General features: G+C 50.5%; 21 protein-coding genes and 1 CRISPR repeat array. Of the genes, 15 read left to right on the top strand and 6 right to left on the bottom strand.

The window, feature by feature from the left end:
• Positions 1-16: 16 nt before the first annotated feature.
• The 9 genes from DWZ54_RS09960 (at position 17) to DWZ54_RS09915 (ending at position 10,372) form a co-directional block, all read left to right on the top strand.
• A complete protein-coding gene (locus DWZ54_RS09960; protein WP_118475977.1) occupies positions 17-748 on the top strand; it encodes an ABC transporter ATP-binding protein in 732 nt (243 codons plus the stop codon).
• A 42-nt stretch (positions 749-790) separates the two neighbouring features.
• Positions 791-2,905, top strand: a complete 2,115-nt coding sequence (locus tag DWZ54_RS09955) for a glycosyltransferase (protein WP_199663342.1) — start codon at positions 791-793, stop codon at positions 2,903-2,905.
• A gap of 81 nt (positions 2,906-2,986) precedes the next feature.
• Positions 2,987-3,940, top strand: a complete 954-nt coding sequence (locus DWZ54_RS09950) for a glycosyltransferase family 2 protein (protein ID WP_118475975.1) — start codon at positions 2,987-2,989, stop codon at positions 3,938-3,940.
• Positions 3,918-4,307: a GtrA family protein gene (locus DWZ54_RS09945; RefSeq protein ID WP_118475973.1), complete on the top strand. Its 390-nt coding sequence runs from the start codon at positions 3,918-3,920 to the stop codon at positions 4,305-4,307. The genes DWZ54_RS09950 and DWZ54_RS09945 overlap by 23 nt, the downstream gene beginning before the upstream one ends.
• Before the next feature lie 27 nt (positions 4,308-4,334).
• Positions 4,335-6,278, top strand: a complete 1,944-nt coding sequence (locus DWZ54_RS11820; RefSeq protein ID WP_147369914.1) for a hypothetical protein — start codon at positions 4,335-4,337, stop codon at positions 6,276-6,278.
• Between the two features lie 52 nt (positions 6,279-6,330).
• Entirely contained in the window at positions 6,331-6,897 is a 567-nt protein-coding gene (rfbC, locus tag DWZ54_RS09935) for a dTDP-4-dehydrorhamnose 3,5-epimerase (protein ID WP_118475969.1), read from the top strand.
• An 86-nt stretch (positions 6,898-6,983) separates the two neighbouring features.
• Positions 6,984-7,856: a glucose-1-phosphate thymidylyltransferase RfbA gene (rfbA, locus tag DWZ54_RS09930; protein WP_118475968.1), complete on the top strand. Its 873-nt coding sequence runs from the start codon at positions 6,984-6,986 to the stop codon at positions 7,854-7,856.
• A 157-nt stretch (positions 7,857-8,013) separates the two neighbouring features.
• The gene (locus DWZ54_RS09925; RefSeq protein ID WP_118475966.1) at positions 8,014-8,922 is read left to right on the top strand and encodes a DNA-binding protein; all 909 of its coding nucleotides are present in this window, start codon (positions 8,014-8,016) and stop codon (positions 8,920-8,922) included.
• A gap of 577 nt (positions 8,923-9,499) precedes the next feature.
• Positions 9,500-10,372 (top strand): Rpn family recombination-promoting nuclease/putative transposase, encoded by an 873-nt coding sequence (locus DWZ54_RS09915; RefSeq protein WP_233541680.1) that lies wholly within the window; start codon positions 9,500-9,502, stop codon positions 10,370-10,372.
• Between the two features lie 74 nt (positions 10,373-10,446).
• On the opposite strand, the gene DWZ54_RS09910 is transcribed toward DWZ54_RS09915, so the two are convergent.
• The 3 genes from DWZ54_RS09910 to DWZ54_RS09900 all read right to left on the bottom strand — a co-directional run bounded on the left by DWZ54_RS09910 (position 10,447) and on the right by DWZ54_RS09900 (position 13,213).
• Positions 10,447-11,124 carry an NUDIX hydrolase gene (locus DWZ54_RS09910; RefSeq protein ID WP_118475963.1) on the bottom strand — a complete coding sequence of 226 codons (678 nt, stop codon included), beginning with the start codon at positions 11,122-11,124 and terminating at the stop codon, positions 10,447-10,449.
• A 131-nt stretch (positions 11,125-11,255) separates the two neighbouring features.
• Entirely contained in the window at positions 11,256-11,696 is a 441-nt protein-coding gene (locus DWZ54_RS09905; protein ID WP_118475961.1) for a hypothetical protein, read from the bottom strand.
• A complete protein-coding gene (locus DWZ54_RS09900; RefSeq protein WP_118475959.1) occupies positions 11,693-13,213 on the bottom strand; it encodes a DNA methylase in 1,521 nt (506 codons plus the stop codon). The genes DWZ54_RS09905 and DWZ54_RS09900 overlap by 4 nt, the downstream gene beginning before the upstream one ends.
• 94 nt (positions 13,214-13,307) lie before the next feature.
• Positions 13,308-13,795: direct repeats of the CRISPR family, unit length 37 nt; unit sequence GGTTCAATACCGAAAACGGTATTAGGAGGGCTACAAT.
• A 340-nt stretch (positions 13,796-14,135) separates the two neighbouring features.
• Here DWZ54_RS09900 and DWZ54_RS09895 point away from each other — a divergent pair.
• Positions 14,136-14,414 carry a helix-turn-helix domain-containing protein gene (locus tag DWZ54_RS09895; protein WP_118475957.1) on the top strand — a complete coding sequence of 93 codons (279 nt, stop codon included), beginning with the start codon at positions 14,136-14,138 and terminating at the stop codon, positions 14,412-14,414.
• A 192-nt stretch (positions 14,415-14,606) separates the two neighbouring features.
• Here DWZ54_RS09895 and DWZ54_RS09890 read toward each other — a convergent pair whose 3' ends face one another.
• From DWZ54_RS09890 to DWZ54_RS09880, 3 genes are read right to left on the bottom strand one after another with little or no spacing between them, the layout of a single operon-like run.
• Positions 14,607-14,819: a hypothetical protein gene (locus DWZ54_RS09890; RefSeq protein ID WP_118475955.1), complete on the bottom strand. Its 213-nt coding sequence runs from the start codon at positions 14,817-14,819 to the stop codon at positions 14,607-14,609.
• A gap of 19 nt (positions 14,820-14,838) precedes the next feature.
• Positions 14,839-16,485: an ABC transporter ATP-binding protein gene (locus DWZ54_RS09885; RefSeq protein ID WP_118475953.1), complete on the bottom strand. Its 1,647-nt coding sequence runs from the start codon at positions 16,483-16,485 to the stop codon at positions 14,839-14,841.
• Positions 16,478-18,256 carry an ABC transporter ATP-binding protein gene (locus DWZ54_RS09880; RefSeq protein ID WP_233541679.1) on the bottom strand — a complete coding sequence of 593 codons (1,779 nt, stop codon included), beginning with the start codon at positions 18,254-18,256 and terminating at the stop codon, positions 16,478-16,480. Before DWZ54_RS09880 ends, DWZ54_RS09885 begins: the two co-directional genes overlap by 8 nt.
• 306 nt (positions 18,257-18,562) lie before the next feature.
• Here DWZ54_RS09880 and DWZ54_RS09875 point away from each other — a divergent pair, with 306 nt between their 5' ends.
• The 5 genes from DWZ54_RS09875 (at position 18,563) to hisD (ending at position 22,862) form a co-directional block, all read left to right on the top strand.
• Complete coding sequence (locus DWZ54_RS09875) at positions 18,563-18,886, top strand: YerC/YecD family TrpR-related protein (protein WP_118475949.1); 324 nt, start codon at positions 18,563-18,565, stop codon at positions 18,884-18,886.
• Between the two features lie 113 nt (positions 18,887-18,999).
• The gene (gene hisZ / locus DWZ54_RS09870; RefSeq protein WP_118475947.1) at positions 19,000-20,184 is read left to right on the top strand and encodes an ATP phosphoribosyltransferase regulatory subunit; all 1,185 of its coding nucleotides are present in this window, start codon (positions 19,000-19,002) and stop codon (positions 20,182-20,184) included.
• Positions 20,181-20,759, top strand: a complete 579-nt coding sequence (locus tag DWZ54_RS09865) for an HD domain-containing protein (protein WP_118475945.1) — start codon at positions 20,181-20,183, stop codon at positions 20,757-20,759. Before hisZ ends, DWZ54_RS09865 begins: the two co-directional genes overlap by 4 nt.
• Before the next feature lie 96 nt (positions 20,760-20,855).
• Positions 20,856-21,518, top strand: a complete 663-nt coding sequence (gene hisG, locus DWZ54_RS09860; protein ID WP_118015647.1) for an ATP phosphoribosyltransferase — start codon at positions 20,856-20,858, stop codon at positions 21,516-21,518.
• A complete protein-coding gene (hisD, locus tag DWZ54_RS09855) occupies positions 21,519-22,862 on the top strand; it encodes a histidinol dehydrogenase (RefSeq protein ID WP_118475943.1) in 1,344 nt (447 codons plus the stop codon). It begins immediately after the preceding gene.
• The last annotated feature ends 91 nt before the right edge of the window (positions 22,863-22,953 follow it).

The following is a 22,953-nucleotide window of genomic DNA, read 5'->3' as shown; positions in this document are numbered from 1 at the left end:
TACTAGGGGTAAAAGTATGGATAATGCAGTTGAAATAAAAAATGTATCAATGCGTTTCAATCTAGCGAAAGAGCGTGTTGACAATATAAAAGAATGGATGGTTAGAAAGTTAAAAGGAAAAGGTCCTTCTTTTGATGAATTTTGGGCTTTAAAAAATATTTCAATTGATATACCAAAAGGAGATTCCTTTGCATTAGTCGGATCGAATGGCAGTGGAAAAAGTACGCTCTTAAAAATAATTAGTGGCGTTCTTACACCTACTCAAGGCTCGGTTCAACTTAATGGCAGTTTAGCCCCCTTGATAGAACTTGGTGCTGGTTTTGATATGGATCTCAGTGGGCGAGAAAATATATTTTTAAATGGAGCTATTCTAGGATATAGCAAAAAAATGATGCAAGAAAAATATGATGAAATTATAGACTTTAGTGAGCTAAAAGATTTTGAAGATGTTCCTGTAAAGAATTATTCAAGTGGCATGATGGCTCGACTCGGATTTTCTATTGCAACTATTGTAAAGCCAGATATTTTAATTGTTGATGAAATTCTTTCTGTTGGGGACCATGCCTTTCAAGAGAAATGTTCTCAGCGAATGCACGATATGATGAGTGGAGGAACCACTGTTATCCTCGTATCACATGATGAAAATACAGTAAAAAGGATTTGCAGACATGCTGCATGGATTAATAAAGGAAATTTGATGTGTATAGGAGACAGTGATGAAATAGTTGATAAATATTTAGGGCGATAAATGTTTATTAACTATTTCATTCAATATAAGGACGGTGCTTTTATGTATAAATCTGGAATATATTATAACATTGATGCCTTTTACAAAGATAGAGATAATATTATTTGCATGGGTTGGGCATTTTCTGAATATGGTGATGTTGATATCATTCATGATGATATAATCCGGATCGAAAGAAAGAGCCGACCAGATGTTGTTAATTTTTATCGAAATAAAAAGGTTCCAACAAAATGCGGATTCTACATATATTTTAGAGAAAATGCTTCAAATTTTCGTGTATGCATAAATGATGGACATAAAAAAATATTAATAAATGTGAAGAAAATAAATAAGAGATTTAATTCAATTAAATATTTAAAAAGTAAAATGAATTATAATAGTATAACTAAGGCATTATCTGTATTATCTCATGAAGGATTTCATGGTGTAGTTAAGAAAATACATGAAGGATATAAACAAATAGAAGGGGTATCATATCAGCAATGGTATCTATCTCATTGTCCAACTTTAGATCAATTATCAAAGCAGAGAGAACAAAAGTTCCAGTATAATCCATTGATTAGTATTGTTACACCAGTTTATAATACGCCTAAAAAGTTTTTGATAGCTATGATTGAAAGCGTTCTAGATCAAACATATGCAAATTGGGAATTATGTATAGCAGATGCCAGTACGAATAATGATACATATGATACGATAAAAGACCTTGCTTTAAAAGATTCAAGAATAAAAGTAAAAAGGGTAGTCCAGAATAAAGGGATATCCGGGAATAGCAACATAGCATTAGAAATGGCATCTGGAGAATATATTGCGTTGCTGGACCATGATGATTTATTGACACCCGATGCTTTGTATGAAGTTATCACAAATATCAACAAAGATCGCAATACAGATTTATTGTATTCTGATGAAGATAAAACAGATGAAACAGGAACTAATTTTTTTGCTCCTTACTTTAAACCAGATTTTTCTATAGACCTATTAAGATCAAATAATTATATTTGCCATTTTTTGGTTATAAAAAACAGTCTTTTTAATGAAGCTGGTAAATATTTTTGCCGTGAAATGGATGGAGCGCAGGATTATGATTTGATATTGCGTTGTATAGAAAAAACAAAAAATATAAAGCATATAACTCGTGTGCTTTATCATTGGAGAGTATATAAAAATAGTACGGCAGCGTCTGCAAGTGCTAAACCATACACTCATATCGCGGGCAAAAGAGCTTTAGCACAACATTTACATAGATTGGGGATAAAAGCTAATGTTATAGATGCACCTACTCATGCAAGTAATCAGTATAAGATTTTATACACATTAACACAGACCCCCTTTGTTTCTATTATAATACCTACCTGTGATCATATTGATGATTTAAAAAAATGCGTAAAATCTATTCTTGATACGATAAATTATGAAAAATATGAAATTTTAATAGTGGAAAATAACAGTAAACAGAAGGAAACATTCGATTATTATAATTCACTGAAATCCAATAGAAATATACGTGTCATAAGATATCCGCTCGGATTTAATTACTCAGCTATTAATAATTGGGCCATAAAACATGCAAAAGGTGAGTACATTGTTTTAATGAATAATGATATTGAATTGATTTCTTATAACTGGCTACATGAGATGCTATCTTATTGTCAGCGCGATGATGTTGGTATTGTTGGAAGTAAACTATATTACCCAGATCAGACAATACAGCATGCTGGCGTTATTATTGGCATGGGCGGAGTAGCCGATCATGCATTTAAGGGAGCTCCTAAAAATTATGCAGGTTATTTTGGCCGGGCTATCTTGGTACAAAATTTATCGGCTGTAACAGCTGCTTTATTGATGATAAAAAGAAACGTGTTCGATTCTATCAGTGGTTTTGACGAGAACCTGGCTGTTGCTTTTAATGATGTGGATCTCTGTCTCAAAACAAGGAAAAATGGCTTCTTGATCGTTTTTGATCCGGATGTAGAAGCATATCATTATGAATCGAAAAGTAGAGGATGTGAAGATACACCTGAAAAGAAAAGAAGATTTCATCAAGAACATAATTATTTTTATAAAAAATGGGGAAAACACTATATAGATCCATATTATAATCCTAATTTAACAGTAAAAAAGAATGACTTTTCATTGAACTTAGATAATGTATAAAAATAATTAATCTTATCAATAAATTTTATATGATATTTTATGAGGCATGTCTTGATAAAATAAGAAAGAAGGGATGATATTATGGATAAAATTGCTGTTTTGATTCCCTGTTATAATGAAGGAATGACCATTTCTAAAGTTATTTCAGACTATAAACATGTATTACCGAGTGCATGTATTTACGTTTATGATAATAATTCCACTGATAAAACAGGGGAAATTGCTCATGATGCTGGTGCTATTGTACGCCGTGAATATCGACAAGGAAAAGGCAATGTCATTCGATCAATGTTTCGTGATATCGAAGCAGACTGTTATTTGATGATTGATGGTGATGACACGTATCCAGCAGAAAATGCAAGAGAGATGTGTCAATTGATTTTAGAGGGAAAAGCCGATATGGTTATTGGTGACCGTTTGTCTTCTACCTATTTTGAGGAAAATAAACGGCTATTTCATAATTTCGGTAATGACATTGTTAGGAAATTCATAAATATTTTATGGCATCCTAAGAATCCAGTTAGGGATGTGATGACAGGATATAGAGCTTTTAGCCCTATGTTTGTTAAGACGTTTCCAATATTGTCACAAGGATTTGAAATTGAAACAGAGATGACTATACATGCATTAGATAAGAATTTAATGCTTGAAAATATTCCAGTAAAATATCGGGACCGACCAACGGGGAGTGTAAGTAAATTAAATACTTATACGGATGGAGCAAAAGTGATAATGACAATATTCAATATGTATCGTCATTATAAACCAATGCGTTTCTTTGGTGCTTTGTCCTTAGCATTTTTGATAGCCGCCGTAGTATTATTTCTTCCTGTTCTTCTTGAATTTATTCGTACAGGATTAGTTCCACGTTTTCCTACTTTTATTGCAAGTGGCTTTTTTATGCTGACAGGATTACTCTTGTTTGCTTGTAGCCTGGTCCTTGATACAAATGCAACAAATTCTCGTAAAGATTTTGAGATACAGATGAATATTATAAGGATGATGCTAAAAAATGACCAAGAAACGAGTAAATGAAATTATACGATTTTGTATGGTCGGCGGATTATCATTCATAGTAGATTATGGTTTGCTTTATGTTTGTACAGAATTTTTTAACCTGTATTATTTATATTCATCAGCTATTTCATTCACGGTATCAGTCCTTGTTAATTATTGGCTTTGTATAGCTTATGTATTCGAGAATGCGAAGCAGCAAAATAAAAAACAAGCTGCTGTTTTTATTGGATCCAGTATTATTGGACTAGGACTAAATCAGTTTTGTATGTGGATTTTTGTAAGCATAATGGGAATCTATTATATGGTAGCAAAAATATTTGCTACGGCAGTCGTAACAATATGGAACTATATCATGAAGCGGAAGGCAGTCAATGGTGAGTGGTAAATGAAACCGAGGTGTAAGAATAATTCTATGAATAGCAACTTTCGTATAAATATAACATTGATGCATGCTATTAATATCTCCAGCTTTTGTAAGAATATCTTTTATTATCGATTTTTATTATCCTTTATTTTATTTATAATATCAGTTTTTTTTGAAATACATGGTTCTTCTATTGGAATATATTCTCAGATTTTAAATTCACCAGACATTGTATTGTTTGGAAAAAATCGTCCGATTCGTTCTGATGAATGGTTTGTAAATACACCGTTAGAATTTTCTCAGTATTATAATGCTTTTCCATATTTCAGTGATATTGTACGTGCTCACTCTACAGATATGTTTCTTATGTATGGTCAAGCTGTAAAGGATTGGCCTGTTATTTTTCGTCCATTTCATTGGGGCTATCTTATTCTTGACCCTGGTAAGGGGCTTTCTTTTTTTTGGATGGGACGATTGATTGCTTTATTTTTATCTTCATTTGAATTAGGACGAATTATTACAAAAGATAAGCATTTCTTATCGTTTACTTACGCCATCATAATGACATTTTCACCAATTATACAATGGTGGTTTGCTGTTAATTCCATTGCCGAAATATTAATTTTTTCACAATGCATCGTAATATGTTGTTTTAAATATTTTATATCTGAGAGTAGAAAAAGATTATTATATATAATAGGATTTATTTATTCTTCAATATCATATATCTTTTCATTATATCCAGCATGGCAGGTTCCTTGTGCCTATGTTTTCTTTGTTGTTTTATTAAGCCTTATTTTTGAATATAAGAAAATGATATCGGTTAAGAAAACTGATATCGGTTTATTCTTACTTTCTTTTATTCTTATCGCGATTATATCTGTTGATATATTATTTAAATCTATAGATGTAATAAAAATTACAAAGGATACAGTTTATCCAGGATCAAGATTTTGTACAACTGCTGGCATCTCAATATTGGACTTTATCAATTTTGGATGTAATTACGCTTTAGGAATGTGGCTCCCTATAAAGGATGTTCTATATACGAATAACTGTGAGATTTCAAGAATGTTTGATTTTTCACCGTTAGGATTAATATTAGCTGGCATCTATTTCCTTAAAAATAAAAAATGGAATTATATGATAAAATTCCTGGTTGGACTTCAAGTATTTTTCTTGGCGTGGTGTATATTTAATTGGCCGGCTTGGTTTGCTAAAATAACGTTTATGTATAATGTAACGTTCAGAATAATTTTAGCTATTGGTATTATTAATGTAATACTTTTAATTCGGATTCTAGCAATTTGGAAATATAGTATATCGAGAACTATTCAAATTACGTTAAGTATCTTTATGGCTTTATTTTCTGCATATACTGTATATATATCATCTCCAACTATTTTCAATTTCAAGTATTATACTATTACCTTCTTTACTATATTTATTTTATGTTTTTTTGTTCTCAGTAAACATTATAAATGTTTTTCTGTCATGACAGTGTTGCTACTCATATGGTCTGGAGGTATGGTAAATCCTATTTCGCATACTGCTGCTAGCATTAGTGAAAGTTCTTTGATAAAAAATATACAGTATATAAACGAAAACGATCCGGGGATATGGATTACTGAAGGTGATGAATTAGGTATACAAAATATACCAATCATGGCAGGTGCTGCTACCATTAATAGTATTAATACATATCCTGTATTGGCTCGTTGGGGATTGTTAGATAAAAATCATGATTTTAAAAATATATATAATCGTTATGCACATATAACAATGATTATCGGAAAAGAAAATAATAATAAATTTATTTTAAATTTCCCTGACCATTTTACAGTATTTTTACAAAATGATGATTTACGTAAATTACAGGTTCAATATATTTTAACAAAAAATAAATTGGACTTATCTGATACTGATGTCCGGTATACGATGATATATAATGATAATAACTTTTATATATATAAGTTGCAATATTTATGGTGAATAAATAAAATCGATATTAACTCTATTCTAGAAAAAAGGAGAATGATAAATAATGGATGTATTGGAGACAAAACTTAAAGATGTTTATATCTTGGAACCGCAGGTATTTGGTGATGATCGAGGCTGGTTTATGGAGAGTTGGTCAAAACGCAAAATGGAGAATGCAGGACTGTTTGTTGATTTTGTGCAGGATAATCAGTCATATTCTGCTCAGAAAGGGACTTTGCGTGGCCTTCACTATCAATTGAATCCAATGTGTCAGGCGAAGCTCTTACGCGCCACTCGTGGTACTATTTTTGACGTGGCTGTTGATATTCGTAAGGGTTCTCCGCAATTTGGCCAATGGGTAGGTGTGGAACTTTCGGCGGAGAACAAACGGCAGCTTTTTATCCCACGCGGATTTGCACACGGATTTATCACATTAACGGATGATGTTGAAGTGCAGTATAAGGCTGATAATTACTATGCACCAGAGTGCGATGGCAATATTTGCTGGAATGATTCGGACATTGGCATCGCATGGCCAATAGATCCGGTGATTTTATCGGCAAAAGATCAGAAAGCACCGACGCTGAAGGAAAGAATGGCGACGTCACTGAATTTCGTTTACGGGGAATAAGGTAGTGTCAGGGTCTTCCTGCATGGTGTTGACGGAAAGCAATATCTGCAGGAAGATTTTTGGTGTAATAATCTGGGGGGATTTTGATGATTCGCAAGGGAATTATTTTAGCTGGTGGCTCGGGAACACGGCTTTATCCATTGACAATTGCGGTTTCCAAGCAGCTGATGCCAGTTTATGACAAGCCGATGATCTATTATCCATTATCCACGCTGATGCTGGCTGGTATACGGGATATCCTGGTGATTACTACACCTGTGGATAATGTGAACTTTAAACGTTTGCTGGGTGATGGTTCGCAGTGGGGGATTTCCATCTCTTATGCGGTCCAGCCTGAGCCGAAGGGGCTCGCACAAGCTTTTTTGATTGGTGAAAAATGGCTGGCGGGAGAGGGCTGCGCGTTAGTGCTTGGTGATAATATCTTTTATGGCTCTGATTTTGCTGCTATGATGCAGCGGGTGGTACAGAATCAAAATGGCGCAACGGTCTTTGCGTATTATGTGAGTGATCCAGAGCGATATGGTGTAGTGGAGTTTAATGCAGCAGGGGATGCTGTTAGCCTTGAGGAGAAACCCGCTCATCCTAAATCGAATTTTGCCGTGACAGGACTTTACTTTTATGATGCGGACATTGTGGAGATAGCGAAATCAATTTCTCCTTCGCCACGTGGAGAGCTTGAGATTACGGATGTCAATAAGGTATATCTTGCCCGACGTAAGCTCCATGTTGAAACGATGCGTCGTGGATATGCCTGGCTTGATACAGGTACACATGAGTCGCTTTTGCAGGCATCGTCCTTTGTGCAGACCATTCAGGCTCGTCAAGGACTCAAGATTGCCTGCCTGGAAGAAATAGCTTACCGCATGAAGTACATTGGCCGGGAAAAAGTTCAAAGTTTGGCAGAATCCTTGAAGAAGAATGATTATGGAAAGTATCTATTACGTATGATCGCAGAGTGACATGGTATCTCTCCTAGATGTATCACGATGTTTTCGGACTGTTCGTGACGTGTTTGCTGTTATCGGCAAATTATATCGCAAAAATATATTATTTTTACAACACAACTTGCCGATAACGGCATGTTATGCGATAATAAGGGGAAAGGAGGGCGATGAAATGGAGTATGTATCTGTCGAAGAAACGGCAAATCGTTGGGGGCTTTCTGCACGGACGGTGCGGAACTATTGCCGTTTGGGCAAGATTCCTGGGGCACATCAGGTGGGGCGTGCCTGGCTGATACCTGCACAGGCACAACGCCCGGCCCGTAAGGTGCGGGTAACGAAACAAGCAGATAAGATGACACTTTTAGATATCCTGCAGGCGGAGCGTGCCAGACATCAGAAGGGTGGCATTTATCACCGCGTACAGATTGATATGACGTACAATTCGAATCATATCGAAGGCAGCCGCCTGACACACGAGGAGACGCGCTACATTTTTGAGACGAATACGATTGGCCGGGAGATGCCCGTTAATGCAAACGATATCGTCGAGACGATGAACCATTTCCGATGCATGGATTGGATCATCGAGATGGCCCGGCATCAATTGAGCGAGAAGATGATCAAGGAGCTGCACCTCATGCTGAAGAATGGCACGACGGACAGCCGCCAGAGCTGGTTTGCCGTGGGCGGCTATAAGAAACTGCCCAACACGATTGGAGAGCAGGAAACGACGGCGCCGAAGCAGGTATCCGCTGCCATCCGCGCATTGCTTTCCTGGTATAAAGAAATCCAGCACCCAACTTTCGATGATTTGCTCGAGTTCCATGTCCGGTTTGAACGCATCCATCCCTTCCAGGATGGCAATGGGCGTATCGGCAGGCTGATTTTGTTCAAGGAATGTCTGCGCACGAACCACATCCCCTTCATCATTACCGATGATCTCAAATATTATTATTATCGCGGACTGAAGGAGTGGGGCAGAGAAGCAGGATATTTGCGTGACACTTGCCTGACGGCACAGGATCGTTTCCGCAAATTGCTTGCTTACTACCGGCCCGACTTTGTTAAGATGCAGCCGTAAGAAGCAGGGTTATTGCCATTCATTCGATGCGTGTCTGCCAGCTGGGGTCCGCGGCCGCGTCGAAGCAGCGGTCGATTTGTTCGCGGCTCGTCTTTTCTTCGGCGATGTTTGCGGGCAGCTCGCGGCGTGCGAACCTGGTTTTTGCTTGTCACACACTTTATCGAACGCGCCGTAAAAACCCGTCCTTTAGGGCTGGGGATATAAGGCGGACAACTGCTAGCTTTCATGGTATAATGAACTTAACCTAAAGAATATGAAAGAAAAGAGAAGTCTTGCCATAATAGATACTGGACGAATCGAAAAACAAGGCCTATAGGCAACCAGTTCTTAGCGGGTTGAGACTGCGTGTATCAATCTGCCGCAATTTAAAGGCCTTGTGGCTGTAAAGATAACAAGCATTTGCATACACAAATATCGTGGGACACATGGGAATTTACGCTTTTGGAGATTGTGTAAGACGAATAGGCCTAGGTCGATTCGCAACGATCGTTGAATTAAGAAGCTCCTGTGTTTACGCATGGAGAGTGTCAATGATACGGTATAATGAAGGAGAAGAAACGCGAGAGGAGGTATGCCGGTGAATCAGAACAGACAGGCAGATGCGCTCAAGGCTTGGGAAGATTTGACCATTGCGGACAACTTCATCTTCCAGAAGGTCATGCGCAGGAAACGGTTGTGCAAGCGGCTGATTGAGAATATCCTGAATATCAAGATCCGCAGGATTACCTTCCCGGAAACGGAGAAAGATATCCGGGTGCGCCGCGACAGCAAGAGCGTGCGGCTCGACGTCTACGTCGAGGACGACCAGGGCACGCTCTACGACATCGAGATGCAGACGACAGACTACGCCACGCCGGACGAATTGCCGAAGCGCACGCGCTATTATCAGGCCATGATGGACATGGATGTGCTCAACAAAGGCGAACTCTACACGAAGCTGCGCCGGACGTACATCATCTTTATCTGCACGTTCGATCCGTTTGAACGAAACGAGCTGGGACGGGGACGCAGCCTCTATACATTTCGCGAGACGTGCCAGGAAGAACCGCATTTCCTCATGGGCGATGAGACGACAAAGATTTTCTTGAACAGCAAGGGCAGCCGTGAAGGCATCAACCGCGATTTGGCCGCGTTTCTCGACTATGTCGAGGGCAAGGCCCCGCAGGGAAAGTTTGCAGAAAGCATTGCAGAAGCCGTGGAAACGGCCAAGGAAAACAAGGAAATGAAGGTGGAATACATGACGTTTTACATGGAATTGCGCCGCCGCGAAGAAAAGGGCCGCGAGGAAGGCCGTGCCGAAGGGCTTGCGGAAGGGGAAGCAAAAGGTACGGTAAAGGGCCGCTGGATGATACTGATGGAGCTTGTGCACGATGGTGTCATCACGATGAAAGAAGCCGCCAAGCGGGCCGGCATGACGGAAGAAGCCTTCCGCAAGCTGACCACGCGCTGACTGGTAATAAAAATGCAGTCATCCGTTCGGATGGCTGCATTTTGCTCATATGTCGGAATTTTTGCTTTGGAAACTCATTCGATGCGTGTCTGCCAGCTGGGGTCAGCGGCGGCGTCGAAGCAGCGGTCGATTTGTTCGCGGCTTGTCTTTTCTTCGGCGATGTTTTCGGGCAGCTCGCGGCGTGCGAAATAGTGCGTTTCGATCGTTTCGATGTTGGGCTGGAAGGAGCCGCCGAGGGCCCGGCAGAGTGAGAAGATCTTGATGATGCCGTAGGGGTTGTTGATTTTGTTGTGGCGGCGCCAGTCGTCGATGGCGATGACGCGCTCGACTTCGACGTCGAGGCCGGCCTCTTCCTTGGCTTCCTTGATGGTGTTGCTGGCAATCGACTGGTCGACGTCGCACCAGCCGCCCGGCAGCGTCCATTTGCCGGAGCTCTCGCGGACGAGCAGGATCTTGCCGTCTTCAAAGATGGCGGCGCGGGTGTCGAGTTTTGGCGTCTGGTAGCCTTCCTCGTTGCAGAAGAGTTCCCGGATCCTTGCAAGGGGCAGGTCGGCCTGCGCGGCCATCATACGGGCGGCGATGTCCCGGATCTCCGTGTAGCGTTCCAGGTCAAAGCGGTCGCGCCCGTAGTGGAGCCCGGCCTGTGCGAGGCTCTGGAGCCTTACGATCCAGTCGAGCCATTGCTGCTGATTGGCTGTGATGAGCCGTGTTTTGTTTCCGCTTTTTTCTGTATGCTTCTGGTCCTGGTTCATGTTATCGGCACCTTTCCGTTTGCTTCGCTTGAATGTTTTTGGCATATATCTATAGAATAGTTCTGCAAGACGAACGCGTTTCCTGCTTTTTGCGCTCGTTTCTTGCTGCTGGCGGCAGGATGGCGGCTTTTTCAGTCGTCCTGCGGCCGTGCGGAGGCGTCTGGCCTCGCAGACAGTGTGAGGATGTCGCGGAGGGAAATCCATTTTCCGCTGGTCAGGAGCAGGCCGTTATGGGCGGTATCGATGGTCTTGAGCTGCCCGCTGGTGGTCACGTAGAGGCCGCCTCCAGCCGTCAGGTCTTCCTGGAACCAGGTGATGGTGACGGCCGGCTGGTCCTGGATCTGCGCGGAAAGTGCCTGCAGGCGCTGGTCCAAGCACGCTTTTTCGTCGTCGGAGAGCTCGATGCGCTGCACGAGCGGCCGCGTCGTCTCGGTCAGCGCGTCTTCGTAGCCGGTCAGGGCTGCAAAGGGGGCGAACTGCGCGGCCCGCTTTGCGCGCGGCATCTGCGGATGGCGGGATGAGACGTGGTGCGGCAGGTGGATGATGTCCGCATACGTTTGGTTCTTCGTCATGCCTTGTGGCCCCCAATCTGTCCGTTGCGTTCGACCATCGTGGCGCCCTGTTGCAGGTTGGCGGCCCGCAGCAGGGCGTTCTTGCCGTATTTCCCCTTGATGGCCAGGATGGCGTTCTGAACGGATTTTTCCTTTTGCTCGTCCTGCTTTTCCTGTTCCTGCTGTTTCGCTTCGGCGGCGTAATCGCGGAAGAGGTCGAGTTCTTCTGCCTGCGGCTTTTCCTGCGCCTGCGTGCCTTCCGGCTGCGTGTGGTTGGCGACGAGCGTGAGGCGCCGGACGAGCAGAGAAGGATCGGTAATCTTGTCAAAGAGTTCCATCACCTTGGTGAGGATGAGCTTGCTGGAGGAGGTGTATTTCCCGAGGGCGAGCGAGCCGTGGGCGGCCTTGGGCACGGTTCTGCCGTAACGATCGATATGCACCGGCCCGCGGTAGGCCGGACGGCCCTTTTCGCTTTTGAGGTTTTCCCGGTCGTAGCCAACGGTCAGGACCATCTGATCCGCGACGAGATGTCTGGCCACGAGGTCCAGGACGAGCTGGTCGGCCATCTCCCAGGCCACGAGGCGTGCCTTGTCATGCGGATAGGGGGACTGCAGGACCTGTCCGGACCCCAGACTGTGATTTTCCGGCTGATACGCCTTGATGTCGGCCATCGTGCAGGGCTCCCAGCCCCAGGCGTGGTCGATGAGCAGTTCCGCGTTGACGCCAAACAGCCGGTACAGCAGGTCTTCGTTGTAATAGTCCGCCTGGCTGCCGAGCGAACAGCGGGCAATGTCGCCCATCGTCCGCAGCCCCTGTTCCTGGAGTTTTTTGGCGTAGCCTTTGCCGACGCGCCAGAAATCGGTGAGGGGCTGATGATGCCAGAGTTCCTGCCGATAGCGCAGCTCGTCGAGCTCGGCGATGCGCACGCCGTCTTCATCGGCCGGGACGTGCTTGGCCACGATGTCCATGGCCACTTTGGCGAGATAGAGATTCGTGCCGATGCCGGCCGTGGCCGTGATGCCCGTCTCAGCGAGGATGGAGCGGATCAATTTGCGCGCAAGCTGATGCGCCGTCAGCTTGAAGTGCCGCAGGTAGTTCGTCACATCGAGGAAGACTTCGTCAATGGAATAGATATGAATGAGCTCCGGGGCGACATAGCGCAGGTAAATCTGGTAGATTCGCGTGCTGTACGCCATGTAGAGGGCCATGCGCGGCGTGGCCGTGATGTAGTCGACGGCATATTCCCGATGCTGCGCGAGTTCTTCGGCATCGGCGGATTTCCCCGTCAGCGTGTGGCCGGGTGCGTGAAACCGCCGCTGGCTGTTTACGCCCCTGATGCGCTGCACGACTTCGAACAGGCGCGGACGGCCCGGAATGCCATAGGCCTTGAGCGACGGCGAAACGGCCAGACAGATGGTCTTTTCCGTCCGCGTCGGGTCCGCCACGACCAGATTCGTCGTCAACGGATTGAGGCCCCGTTCCCGGCATTCGACTGAGGCGTAGAAGGATTTGAGGTCAATGGCAAGGTAAGTGCGCATACGCGTTCCTTTCGTTTATGTTCAGAAAAATCCCCGCTTACATATGGATTTGTGGAATCTATATGTAAGCGGGGATTTTTAATTTGATGATGATGGGAGAAAACCGAAAACGGTATTAGGAGGGCTACAATTCAGTTAATGGAGGCCCTGAACAGAACCGGATTTGGAGAGGTTTCAATACCGAAAACGGTATTAGGAGGGCTACAATCGGTCAAGGATTGGAAGCCGCGGATCGTCGCTCGTAAGGGGTTCAATACCGAAAACGGTATTAGGAGGGCTACAATACTCCGCTTTGAGAGAGGCTGAAAAAGATTTCGACCTGGTTCAATACCGAAAACGGTATTAGGAGGGCTACAATCGACGGCCTCGGCCTTCGCGCCCTCGAGCAGTGAGACGGTTCAATACCGAAAACGGTATTAGGAGGGCTACAATCGGCGCGCGAAGCGCGTGCTCGGATGAGCTTGCAAGATGGTTCAATACCGAAAACGGTATTAGGAGGGCTACAATCACATCGCCGATAATGCGTGGAATCTTGGTTATGAGGTGGTTCAATACCGAAAACGGTATTAGGAGGGCTACAATACTGTGCCCCTGAGCCCTTGGGGTTACTGGCCCCAGATCAGTAAAGTGGAAAACCTCAGTCGTTTTTCGGTTTTTCGAACGCTGCGGTGAAAGCCCATGTTCGCTTTTCAAGCAAATCAGATTACGGGAACGCTTGACTTGCAAGGCTTGGCGGTGTTCGGTGGAAAAACGGAAAACCTGGGGCGTTTTTGCCCCTCAAAATGGTTTTCTATATTTTGCAGTATACCATCATGGGAATATTTTGTCAAATCCTCGGGCAGCGAAGAATACAGGGTATGTAATTCACATAATGATAGCATATATGCTATCATTATGATAAGAACATGAAGGAGGAAAAAGCATGAGAAGATGGGCAGACTATAAAAATCATGTAAAAGCAGTTAGTGAGGAAGAACGCCGCAATATGGAGGAAATTGAAGAAGTAAGCGATATTGTTTCTTCTATCATCCAGCGAAGACAGGAACTGGGCATCAGTCAGAGCGCCCTTGCGGAGCGGTGTGGTATTCCCCAGTCTTCGGTAGCCCGCATCGAGACCCTGAAGACAACGCCAAAACTCGATACGCTTGTCAAACTCATGCAGGCCCTTAATCTAAAACTCCAAGTTTCCGCTGTCGGGTGAACACGGATGGAACTCGTGCAAGACAGTTTTATCGAAAGCGCCGTAAAACCCCGTCCTTTAGGGCTGGGGATATAAGGCGCGTCCGCCAAATTTGCGTATTACGCTTTTGGAGATTGTGTAAGACGAATAGGCTTAGGTCGATTCGCAACGGTCGTTGAATTAAGAATCCCCTGCGTTTACGCATGGGGAGTGTCAATCGAGCTCTATGTCCTCCTCTGACAAGGTATTAAGGTCGATGCCGTTTTGGGCGGCGACCTTTTCGATGGGGATGGTATCGGCGGAATCGTAGTGTTTCAATCGTTTTGCGGCAGTGCGGAGAAGTTCGGCATTGCAGAGATCTTCGAGCAGAGCATTGTAATCGTCCGGGGACGGCAGGACGCATTCTGGTGGATTGTTTTTCATCATAACAGTTGCACACTCCTTTTCATGGCCGCCGGAGCTCGAGGAGGCGGCCGCCGGTGGTTTCGTAGAGGCGGTGGGAGATGGAGAGCACGGCGCGGTCCTGGGCGGCACGTTTGAGGGCTGCAAGGACCTGTTTCTCAGTGGCGGCGTCGAGGCTGGCGGTGATCTCGTCGAGCAGCAGCAGGCGCGGGTGCTTGACGATGGCGCGCGCGATGCCGAGCAGCTGGAGCTGGCCCTGGGAGAAGCCGGCGTCTTTGAGGGGCGTCGCGAGGCCCTGCGGCAGGCTTTGGCAAAGGGAGAGGAGTCCCGTGAGCGCGAGGGCCTGTCGGACTTCTTCGTCTGAGATGCCGGGATCGCCGAGCGTCACCTGCTCGCGGATGCCGCCGCGGACGGGGCAGAATTCCTGCCAGACGCAGCCGATGAGGCGGCGCCGGTCACGTTCGGCGATTTCTGCGGGGGCGAGGCCGGCAATCCGAATGCTGCCTGCGCGCGGCGCGTAGAAGCCGAGCACGAGCTTGAAGAGCGTGCTCTTGCCGATGCCGGTCCGGCCCGTGAGCGTGACGTGTTCGCCCTCGCGGATGGTCAGGGAGAGGTGCGAGAAGAGGTCGGGTTCCTCGCCGTAGCCAAACGCGAGGTCCTCGATGACGAGCGGCGGCAGCTTGGAGGAGGCTGCCGCTTTTTCGTCTGCGCGTTTTTTCGGCACTTCGGGCATGAGCGGCAGGGCGAAGAAGTCCTGCAGGCGGCGGATGCCCGCGACGGCCGACTGGATGCTCTGGATCTCCATGCCGATGGCCTCAAGCGGCGTGAAGATGCGGCGCACGTAGGCGATGAGGGCGACGACGCTGCCGACGGTCATGCCGAAGAATTCCTGCAGCGTGCCGCTCGTGACGGAGAGGGCCATCATGAGGCAGATGATGGCCGTGCCGCTCGTGAGGATGATCGGGGAGTAGATGGAGTCGCAGAAATTGCTGCGCTCCATGGCCGCGAAGCTCTGCCGGATGGCGCGCAGGTAGCGCGTATGCATGTAGCCTTCCTGCTGGCAGAGGTGGATCGTGCGGATGTTCGCGACGGTCTCAGGGATGAGGGCATTGGTCTTCGCGATGGCCCGGCGGTTGTCGAGCTGAGCCTGTAGCATGCGGCGCTGGAAGTAGCGCGTGAGCAGGAAGAGCAGTGGCAGGCAGAGGAGCAGCAGCACGCCGAGGCCGGGGCTCAGGTGGCTGACGACGGCGAGGATGCTGACGATGGTGAAGGCGTCGGCAAACATGCTGACGATGCCCGAGTCGAAGAGGTTCTCGAGCGTGTCGACGTCGTTGACGAAGAGCGAGGTCACCTGGCCAGGCTCCTGCGCGACGAAATAGGAGGCGGGCAGCCGGCCGAGCCGCCGGCACATGGCGGAGCGGACGCCGTGCGTGATTTTCTGGCCGAGGACGGTGATGAGCGTTTCTCTGCCCGTGTCGATGAGGCCGGAGACGGTGCAGAGCGCGAAATAGAGGACGCCGAGGAGGAGCAGGGCGTCGGGGGCGATATTCCCCGAGGCCAGGCCGTCGACGGCCCGCTGCAGCACGAGGGGCGGCGCGATGCTCACGGCGATGGAGGCCGCGATGACGGCGGCGAGTCCCAGGAGACGCGGCCACTGCTGCCGCAGGATCGAAACGATGCACTCACGCATGGCGGCCACCCCCTTTCTCAGCTTCGTCCTGCTGTTTTGCGCCGTCCGGCCCGCTGCGGTGCTGGAGATCATAGAGCCGGCGGTACGTGTCATTTTCGCGGTAAAGAGCGGCGTGCGTGGAGACGATAGCCTCGCCCGTGCCCGTCAGGCAGATGACCTGGTCGAGCTTGGGGAAAACGGCGAGGCGGTGCGAGATGAGCAGGATGACGGCGTGCGCGTAATGGCGCCGCAGGCTCTCGAGGATGGCCGCCTCGACCGCGTAATCGACGGAGGCAAACGGGTCGTCGAGCACGAGGAGCGGCGCATTTGTAAAGAGCGTGCGCGCGAGCACAAGCCTTGCCTGCTGGCCGCCCGAGAGCCTGAGGCCGCCGGGCCCGATCCTCGTTGCAAGCCCCTCGGGAAAGTCCAGGAGGTCCTTCGTCAGGCAGACATCTGCCAGCACTTCCGAGATGTCCCGCGTGCTGCCGAAGCGCACGTTCTCGGCAAGCGTGCCCGCGAAGAGCTCCGGCACGTGGCCCATGTAGCCGACAATGCCGAGCGGCGGGCGGTGCCCCGGACCGATTTCCTCCGCGCCGAAACAGATGTGGCCGCCGTGCGGGGCACCTGCGAGAAACAGTCGGCCGAGCGTCGTCTTGCCCGAGGCCACGGGCCCCGTGATGCCGATGATCTCACCGGGGCGCGCCGTAAACGACAGATGGGAAAAGACGGGGGATTTTTCGCCGGGATACGTGAAGGAGAGGTTCCGGACGCGCAGCACGGCGGGCCGGGCCATGGGACGCGGCGCCGGCAGCTCCTGCCCTTCGCCGCCGAAGAAGCCCCGGATGCGCCGCCACGACACCTGGGCCTTCTGGACGGCGTTGAAGAGCTTGGCACCGTGCGAGGCCTTGACCGCGAGCTTCAGGAAGCAGGCGAGGTATGTCGAGAACGCGGCGATGTCCCAGGCCGTGAAGCCCTGGCCGAGGACGTTTCTGCCGCCCTGCCAGATGATGAGGACGGTGCCGGCAAGCGCGGTGATGCGGTAGAGGGGTTGCAGCGCGTTTTCGTAGAGGTTCGCGCGGATCATGGCCTGCTCGTACTGCTGCAGGGCCTCTTCAGAGCGGCGGTCCGCATTCGTCTCCTCGCCGTACAGGCGATACGTCAGCGCATTCCGGGTGCGGTCAAGCGTGACGCCTGCGAGCAGGCCGCTCTTTTCCTTGCTGAGAGCCGCGGCACGCGCGACGCGGCGGCGCAGGAAACTGGCAATCACGTAGGCGATGGGCGGGAAGACGAGCACGCAGAGCGTCAGGCGCCAGTCGTAATAGAGCAGCATGACGAGGTAGGCGGCCATGACGACGCCCGTGTCGAAGACTTCCGTCGTAGCCTTGCGCATGCCCTCGACACACGCGTCGATGTCGGCGATGACCTTCGTCATGAGGCTGCCCGTATCTTCGTGCGCGAGCTTGCCTGCCGGCATCTGCACGAGGCGGCGGTAGAGCCGGTCGCGCATGGCGAGGCTGACGTTGTTGGCGAATTTCCTCACGTAGAGCCGCTTGAAATAGCGCGCGCCCTGCACGACGAGGATGACGAGGAGGTAGAGCGCGCAGAGCCGGTACATGTCAGAAGCCGTGCTGCGCCCGCCGAAGATGTCGTAGAGGCACTGCGCGAGCTGCCCGTCGAACCACGGCGAGGCAATCATGCCGACATTGTAGAGCAGGCCGCTCGCGGTCACGATGGCGAGCGGCCGCTTTTCCTGCTGGAAATAATAGCGGATGGAGTCAGGAGACGTCTTCAAGGCAAACACCCCGCAATCGAATCGTTTCTTCCTATTAAATATGGCAATATTCCCTCTTTTCCAAGACATGGATGAATTTCGACAAAAGAATTACAAAATCCTGTGTCCTGCCGGTCGTATTATTAAAATCTGTAACATTTTTTCAGCGACGCCTTTTCTTTTGTCTCCTGCTGTGCTATAATGACATTAAATTTTCACAGACTAAAGGAATAAAGACGAAAAGTTTCGCAGCGGGCGGGGCTTTTCGGGAGAATTTGTTTTGATAAGGAAGCTGAGGAAGCTGAGATGGAGGAGGCAAGGAAGGGTATGGTAAACCCAAAACTCAAGGATGAGCTCAACGACCAGCTCTGCCAGGCGATGCTCTCGCTGCAGACGGTGGACGAATGTTACCAGTTCTTCGAGGATATCTGCACGATCAGCGAGCTCAAGGCGATGAGCCAGCGGCTCGAGGTTGCGCGCATGCTGCGTGCCGGCCACACGTACGACGACATCGTCGCACGCACTGGCGCGAGCACGGCGACGATCAGCCGCGTCAAGCGCTGCCTCAATTACGGCGCAGACGGCTACCACATCGTGCTCGACCGGCTCGCACCGGGCGAAGATGCGCAAAAGCCCGCGCGGCAGAAGTGAGACATCCTGCGGCCGGGACGCCCGATGCCAGCAGATGGCAGGAGCCAGCAAGGATGAGATGACCGCAATCCGACTATGACCGGATGACTATGACCTGATTAGGAGAGAACAACATGGAAAACCAGAAATTTGCCCTTGAGATCCCGTACGGTACGCGCGACTTCCTGCCCGTCGAGGCTGCGGAGAAGCGGGCCATCGAGGCGGAGCTCGCCTCGCTCTTTGCCGAGTGGGGGTACGACGAGGTCGTCACGCCGACGATCGAATACCTCGAGAACCTGACGCGCGGCACCGACCGGGAGCTCGAGCAGCATCTCTTCAAGCTCTTTGACAAGGACAACCGCACGGTGGCGCTGCGCCACGAGATGACGACGCCAATCGCGCGCCTCGCCGCGAGCCGCCTGCGCGACTACCCGCAGCCCCTGAAGCTCTCGTACATCAGCAGCGCGTTCCGCTACGAGCAGACGCAGGCGGGCCGCCAGTGCGAGTTCCATCAGGGCGGCGTCGAGCTCATGGGCAGTGCGACGGCCTTTGCCGATGCCGAGGTCATCGCGCTGGCTATCCAGGGCCTCTTGCGCGTCGGACTCAAGGATTTCACGATCTGCCTCGGCCAGGTCGAGTTCGTCACGGGCATCATGAACCAGTTCCAGCTCGCGGCGGCGACGCAGGAGAAGCTCAAGGCCGCCATGGAGAAGCACAACCTCGTCGCGTTCGGCGAGATCGTCGCGGGGCTTGACCTCCCCGAAAAGGCCCGCGAGACGCTCAACCGCCTGCCGCTCTTGAATGGCGGCGCGGAGCTTTTGCAGCAGAGCTATGCGCTCGCGCTCAATGAGCAGAGCCGCCGCGCGCTCGACAACCTCGCGGCCATCTACCGCCTGCTCCAGTCGTACGGCGTTGAAAAATACGTGCGCTTCGACCTCGGCATCATCCGTGACTTCAGCTACTACACGGGCATGGTCTTTGAGGCGTATACGCCGGGCCTCGGCTTCCCGCTCGCGGGCGGCGGCCGCTACGACCACCTGCTCTCGGAGTTCGGCACGGCCTGCCCGGCGACGGGCTTTGCGATCGGCATCGAGCGCATCCTGCTCGCGCTGACGCGCCAGGGCCTCGAGAAGCCCGATCAGCCCAAGGATGTCTACCTGAGCTATGCGGCAGGCCGGGAGGCGGAGGCCATCACGAAGGCACAGGAGCTGCGCGAGGCCGGCAAGGTCGTTGAGCTTGCTCTCATGGGCCAGACCCGCGCGGAAGCGGCCGCCATGCAGCAGGCCAAGGGCTACGACGAGCTGGTGTATCTCGGATGAGAAGGCATGGTGCAGGGCGGGAAGGAAAACTTTGGCGCCTGCCGGGGGCAAGGCGCGTGCGCCAGTTTGCACGTGCCATGACGGAGCATATGACCGAGGAAGACTGGCGCCACGTGCAGGCCCTGCTGCCGACTGACGCTCTGCCGCTTTTCCGCGCGATGCATCCGGCGGATCAGTGCCACGTGCTGCATGTGGAGCGCATGGCGGAGGAGATGGCGGCACGCGAGCATCTCCCGCGTGAGGAACGGGCGCTTCTCGCACGCTGCGCGCTCCTGCATGACGTGGGACGCGTCAGGGGGGACCTCGACGTCATGGGCAAGGTCTTCGCCGTGCTCGTGATGCACGGCCTGCCCGCCGTCGGCAGACGGATGATGTGCCGTGACGCACATGTGCCGTGGCAGAAACTCGGCCATGCGCTCTACGTCTACCGCCATCATCCATCCATCGGCGCCGCGAAGCTCCGCGCCGCCGGCCTTGTCGAGGAAGCCGCCATCATCGCGCAGCACCACGAGCCGCCGAGCCTTTTAGACCCGCCCGTCCTGCGCATCCTCAAGGCCGCCGATGAACAGAACTAGAAAAAATCTTGACGAAAACAGGATTACATGTTAACATATTTTACATGTTAACGCTTTAATTAGATAAAGACTAACAGAAAAACTTGGAGGTCCGCTATGACGTCAAATAATATGGAGTACTTGACCATCGCCCTGCCGAAGGGCAAGCTGTTTTCCCTTTCCGCCGACCTGCTCGCGAAGATCGGCTACACGGCAGAAGGGCTCTCGGACAAGTCGAGGAAGCTGGTCATTACGAATGAAGAGAAGAAGATCCGGTTCATCGTCTCAAAGACGGCCGATGTGCCGACTTACGTGGAGTACGGTGCGGCGGATATCGGCGTCATCGGCAAGGATGTGCTGCTGGAGTCCGGCAAGGACGTCTATGAGCTTCTGGATCTCGGCTTTGGCCGCTGCCACCTCATGATGGCCGTGCCGAAGGCCGAAAAGCGCGAGAAGCTCGTCGACTACGACCACACGCGCGTCGCGACGAAGTTCCCGCACATTGCGGAGCAGTTCTTCAACCAGCATGGCATGCAGATGGAATACATCAAGCTCAACGGCTCTATCGAGCTCGGCCCGATCGTCGGGCTCTCGGAAAGCATCGTCGATATCGTCGAGACGGGCACGACGCTCCGCGAGAACGACCTCGAGGAGATTGCCTACATCCTCGACGCGACGGCACGTCTCATCGTCAACCGCGTGAGCTTCAAGCTCAAATTTGACCGCATCAGCCAGATGGCGGCCGATCTGAAGAAAATCCTGGAAAGCGAGGAAGCATAAATGAGAATCATAAAAGCCAGTGAAGCAGGAGAGGCCGAGGTCGAACGCCTTCTGACGAAGGCTGCCTTCGATGAAGTCGAGCTCAACCCGAAGATCCGCGAGGCCAACAAGAAGACGTTCGGCCGCGACATGACGGCCGCCGAGCTCGTGCGCCAGATCGTCGGCGATGTGCGCCGCGAGGGTGATGATGCCGTCATCCGCTACACGCACCTCATCGATAAGGTCGATTACAAGCCCGAGGATTTCCTCGTGACGGAGGAGGAGTTTGCGGCAGCCGAGAAGGCCGCGGACCCCGCCGTCGTCGAGTCGCTGCGCAAAGCGGCCGCGAACGTGCGCCGCTACCACGAGGAGCAGAAGCCGAATTCGTGGATGACGTACCGCGAGAAGGGCTCGATCCTCGGCCAGTCCCTCATCCCGCTTGACCGCGTCGGTATCTACGTGCCGGGCGGCACGGCCGCCTATCCGTCTTCCGTCATCATGAATGCGGTGCCGGCCGCTGTGGCAGGCGTCGGCGAGATCATCATGATGGTGCCGCCGAAGAACGGCAAGATCAACCCGTACGTCCTCGTCGCCGCGCGCGCGGCCGGCGTCAAGAAGATCTACAAGATCGGCGGCGCGCAGGCGATTGCCGCGATGGCCTTTGGCACGGAGACAATCCCGCGCGTCGACAAGATCACGGGCCCGGGCAACATCTTCGTGACCCTGGCGAAGAAAGAGGTCTACGGCCACGTCGACATCGACATGCTCGCAGGCCCGAGCGAAATCCTCATCGTCGCGGACAAGACGGCCGACCCCGTCTACACGGCCGCCGACATGCTGAGCCAGGCCGAGCATGACCCGCTCGCGTCGAGCATCGTCATCACAGACGACGCGGAGCTCGCGGCAAAGGTCGCAGAAGAAGCCGAGAAGCAGCTCGCGAAGCTGCCGCGCCGCGAGATCGCGCAGGCCTCGATTGACCGCAACGGCCTCATCGTCATCGCCGACGACATGATGCAGGCCATGTGCTTTGCCAATGTTTCGGCTCCGGAGCACATGGAGCTTTTGACGGCTCAGCCCTTCCAGCTGCTGCCGTACGTGCGCCACGCCGGCGCCGTCTTCCTCGGCGCGTATTCGCCGGAGCCGCTCGGCGATTACTTCGCGGGGCCGAACCACGTGCTGCCGACGGGCGGCACGGCACGCTATTACTCCGTGCTCAACGTCGAGACGTTCATGAAGCGCACGAGCATCATCTCGTACACGCAGCCGGCGCTCGAGGATGTCAGCGAGGACATCATCCGCCTCGCCGAGACGGAGGGACTGCAGGCCCATGCCAATGCCATCCGCCTGCGCAAGCGCGAAAAATAAGCCGCACGGCTGCCGCGCACGCCGATACGGGCGATATACCGGCCGTCTTGCCGGATTGTTTTGCCAGGCAGGCGTTATGCGCCGGGAACAT

This window comes from Mitsuokella sp. AF33-22 (genome assembly GCF_003475755.1).
GTDB lineage: Bacteria > Bacillota > Negativicutes > Selenomonadales > Selenomonadaceae > Mitsuokella.
Note: the sequence above shows the minus strand (reverse complement) of the source record. Positions and strands in the feature narration are given on the sequence as shown.

Excerpts from the sequence above, each read along its gene's own strand:
- DWZ54_RS09960 (WP_118475977.1), top strand. The coding sequence starts at position 17 with ATGGATAATGCAGTTGAAATAAAAAATGTATCAATGCGTTTCAATCTA.
- DWZ54_RS09955 (WP_199663342.1), top strand. The coding sequence starts at position 791 with ATGTATAAATCTGGAATATATTATAACATTGATGCCTTTTACAAAGAT.
- DWZ54_RS09950 (WP_118475975.1), top strand. The coding sequence starts at position 2,987 with ATGGATAAAATTGCTGTTTTGATTCCCTGTTATAATGAAGGAATGACC.
- DWZ54_RS09945 (WP_118475973.1), top strand. The coding sequence starts at position 3,918 with ATGACCAAGAAACGAGTAAATGAAATTATACGATTTTGTATGGTCGGC.
- DWZ54_RS11820 (WP_147369914.1), top strand. The coding sequence starts at position 4,335 with ATGAATAGCAACTTTCGTATAAATATAACATTGATGCATGCTATTAAT.
- rfbC (WP_118475969.1), top strand. The coding sequence starts at position 6,331 with ATGGATGTATTGGAGACAAAACTTAAAGATGTTTATATCTTGGAACCG.
- rfbA (WP_118475968.1), top strand. The coding sequence starts at position 6,984 with ATGATTCGCAAGGGAATTATTTTAGCTGGTGGCTCGGGAACACGGCTT.
- DWZ54_RS09925 (WP_118475966.1), top strand. The coding sequence starts at position 8,014 with ATGGAGTATGTATCTGTCGAAGAAACGGCAAATCGTTGGGGGCTTTCT.
- DWZ54_RS09910 (WP_118475963.1), bottom strand. The coding sequence starts at position 11,124 with ATGAACCAGGACCAGAAGCATACAGAAAAAAGCGGAAACAAAACACGG.
- DWZ54_RS09905 (WP_118475961.1), bottom strand. The coding sequence starts at position 11,696 with ATGACGAAGAACCAAACGTATGCGGACATCATCCACCTGCCGCACCAC.
- DWZ54_RS09900 (WP_118475959.1), bottom strand. The coding sequence starts at position 13,213 with ATGCGCACTTACCTTGCCATTGACCTCAAATCCTTCTACGCCTCAGTC.
- DWZ54_RS09895 (WP_118475957.1), top strand. The coding sequence starts at position 14,136 with ATGAGAAGATGGGCAGACTATAAAAATCATGTAAAAGCAGTTAGTGAG.
- DWZ54_RS09890 (WP_118475955.1), bottom strand. The coding sequence starts at position 14,819 with ATGATGAAAAACAATCCACCAGAATGCGTCCTGCCGTCCCCGGACGAT.
- DWZ54_RS09885 (WP_118475953.1), bottom strand. The coding sequence starts at position 16,485 with ATGCGTGAGTGCATCGTTTCGATCCTGCGGCAGCAGTGGCCGCGTCTC.
- DWZ54_RS09875 (WP_118475949.1), top strand. The coding sequence starts at position 18,563 with ATGGTAAACCCAAAACTCAAGGATGAGCTCAACGACCAGCTCTGCCAG.
- hisZ (WP_118475947.1), top strand. The coding sequence starts at position 19,000 with ATGGAAAACCAGAAATTTGCCCTTGAGATCCCGTACGGTACGCGCGAC.
- DWZ54_RS09865 (WP_118475945.1), top strand. The coding sequence starts at position 20,181 with ATGAGAAGGCATGGTGCAGGGCGGGAAGGAAAACTTTGGCGCCTGCCG.
- hisG (WP_118015647.1), top strand. The coding sequence starts at position 20,856 with ATGACGTCAAATAATATGGAGTACTTGACCATCGCCCTGCCGAAGGGC.
- hisD (WP_118475943.1), top strand. The coding sequence starts at position 21,519 with ATGAGAATCATAAAAGCCAGTGAAGCAGGAGAGGCCGAGGTCGAACGC.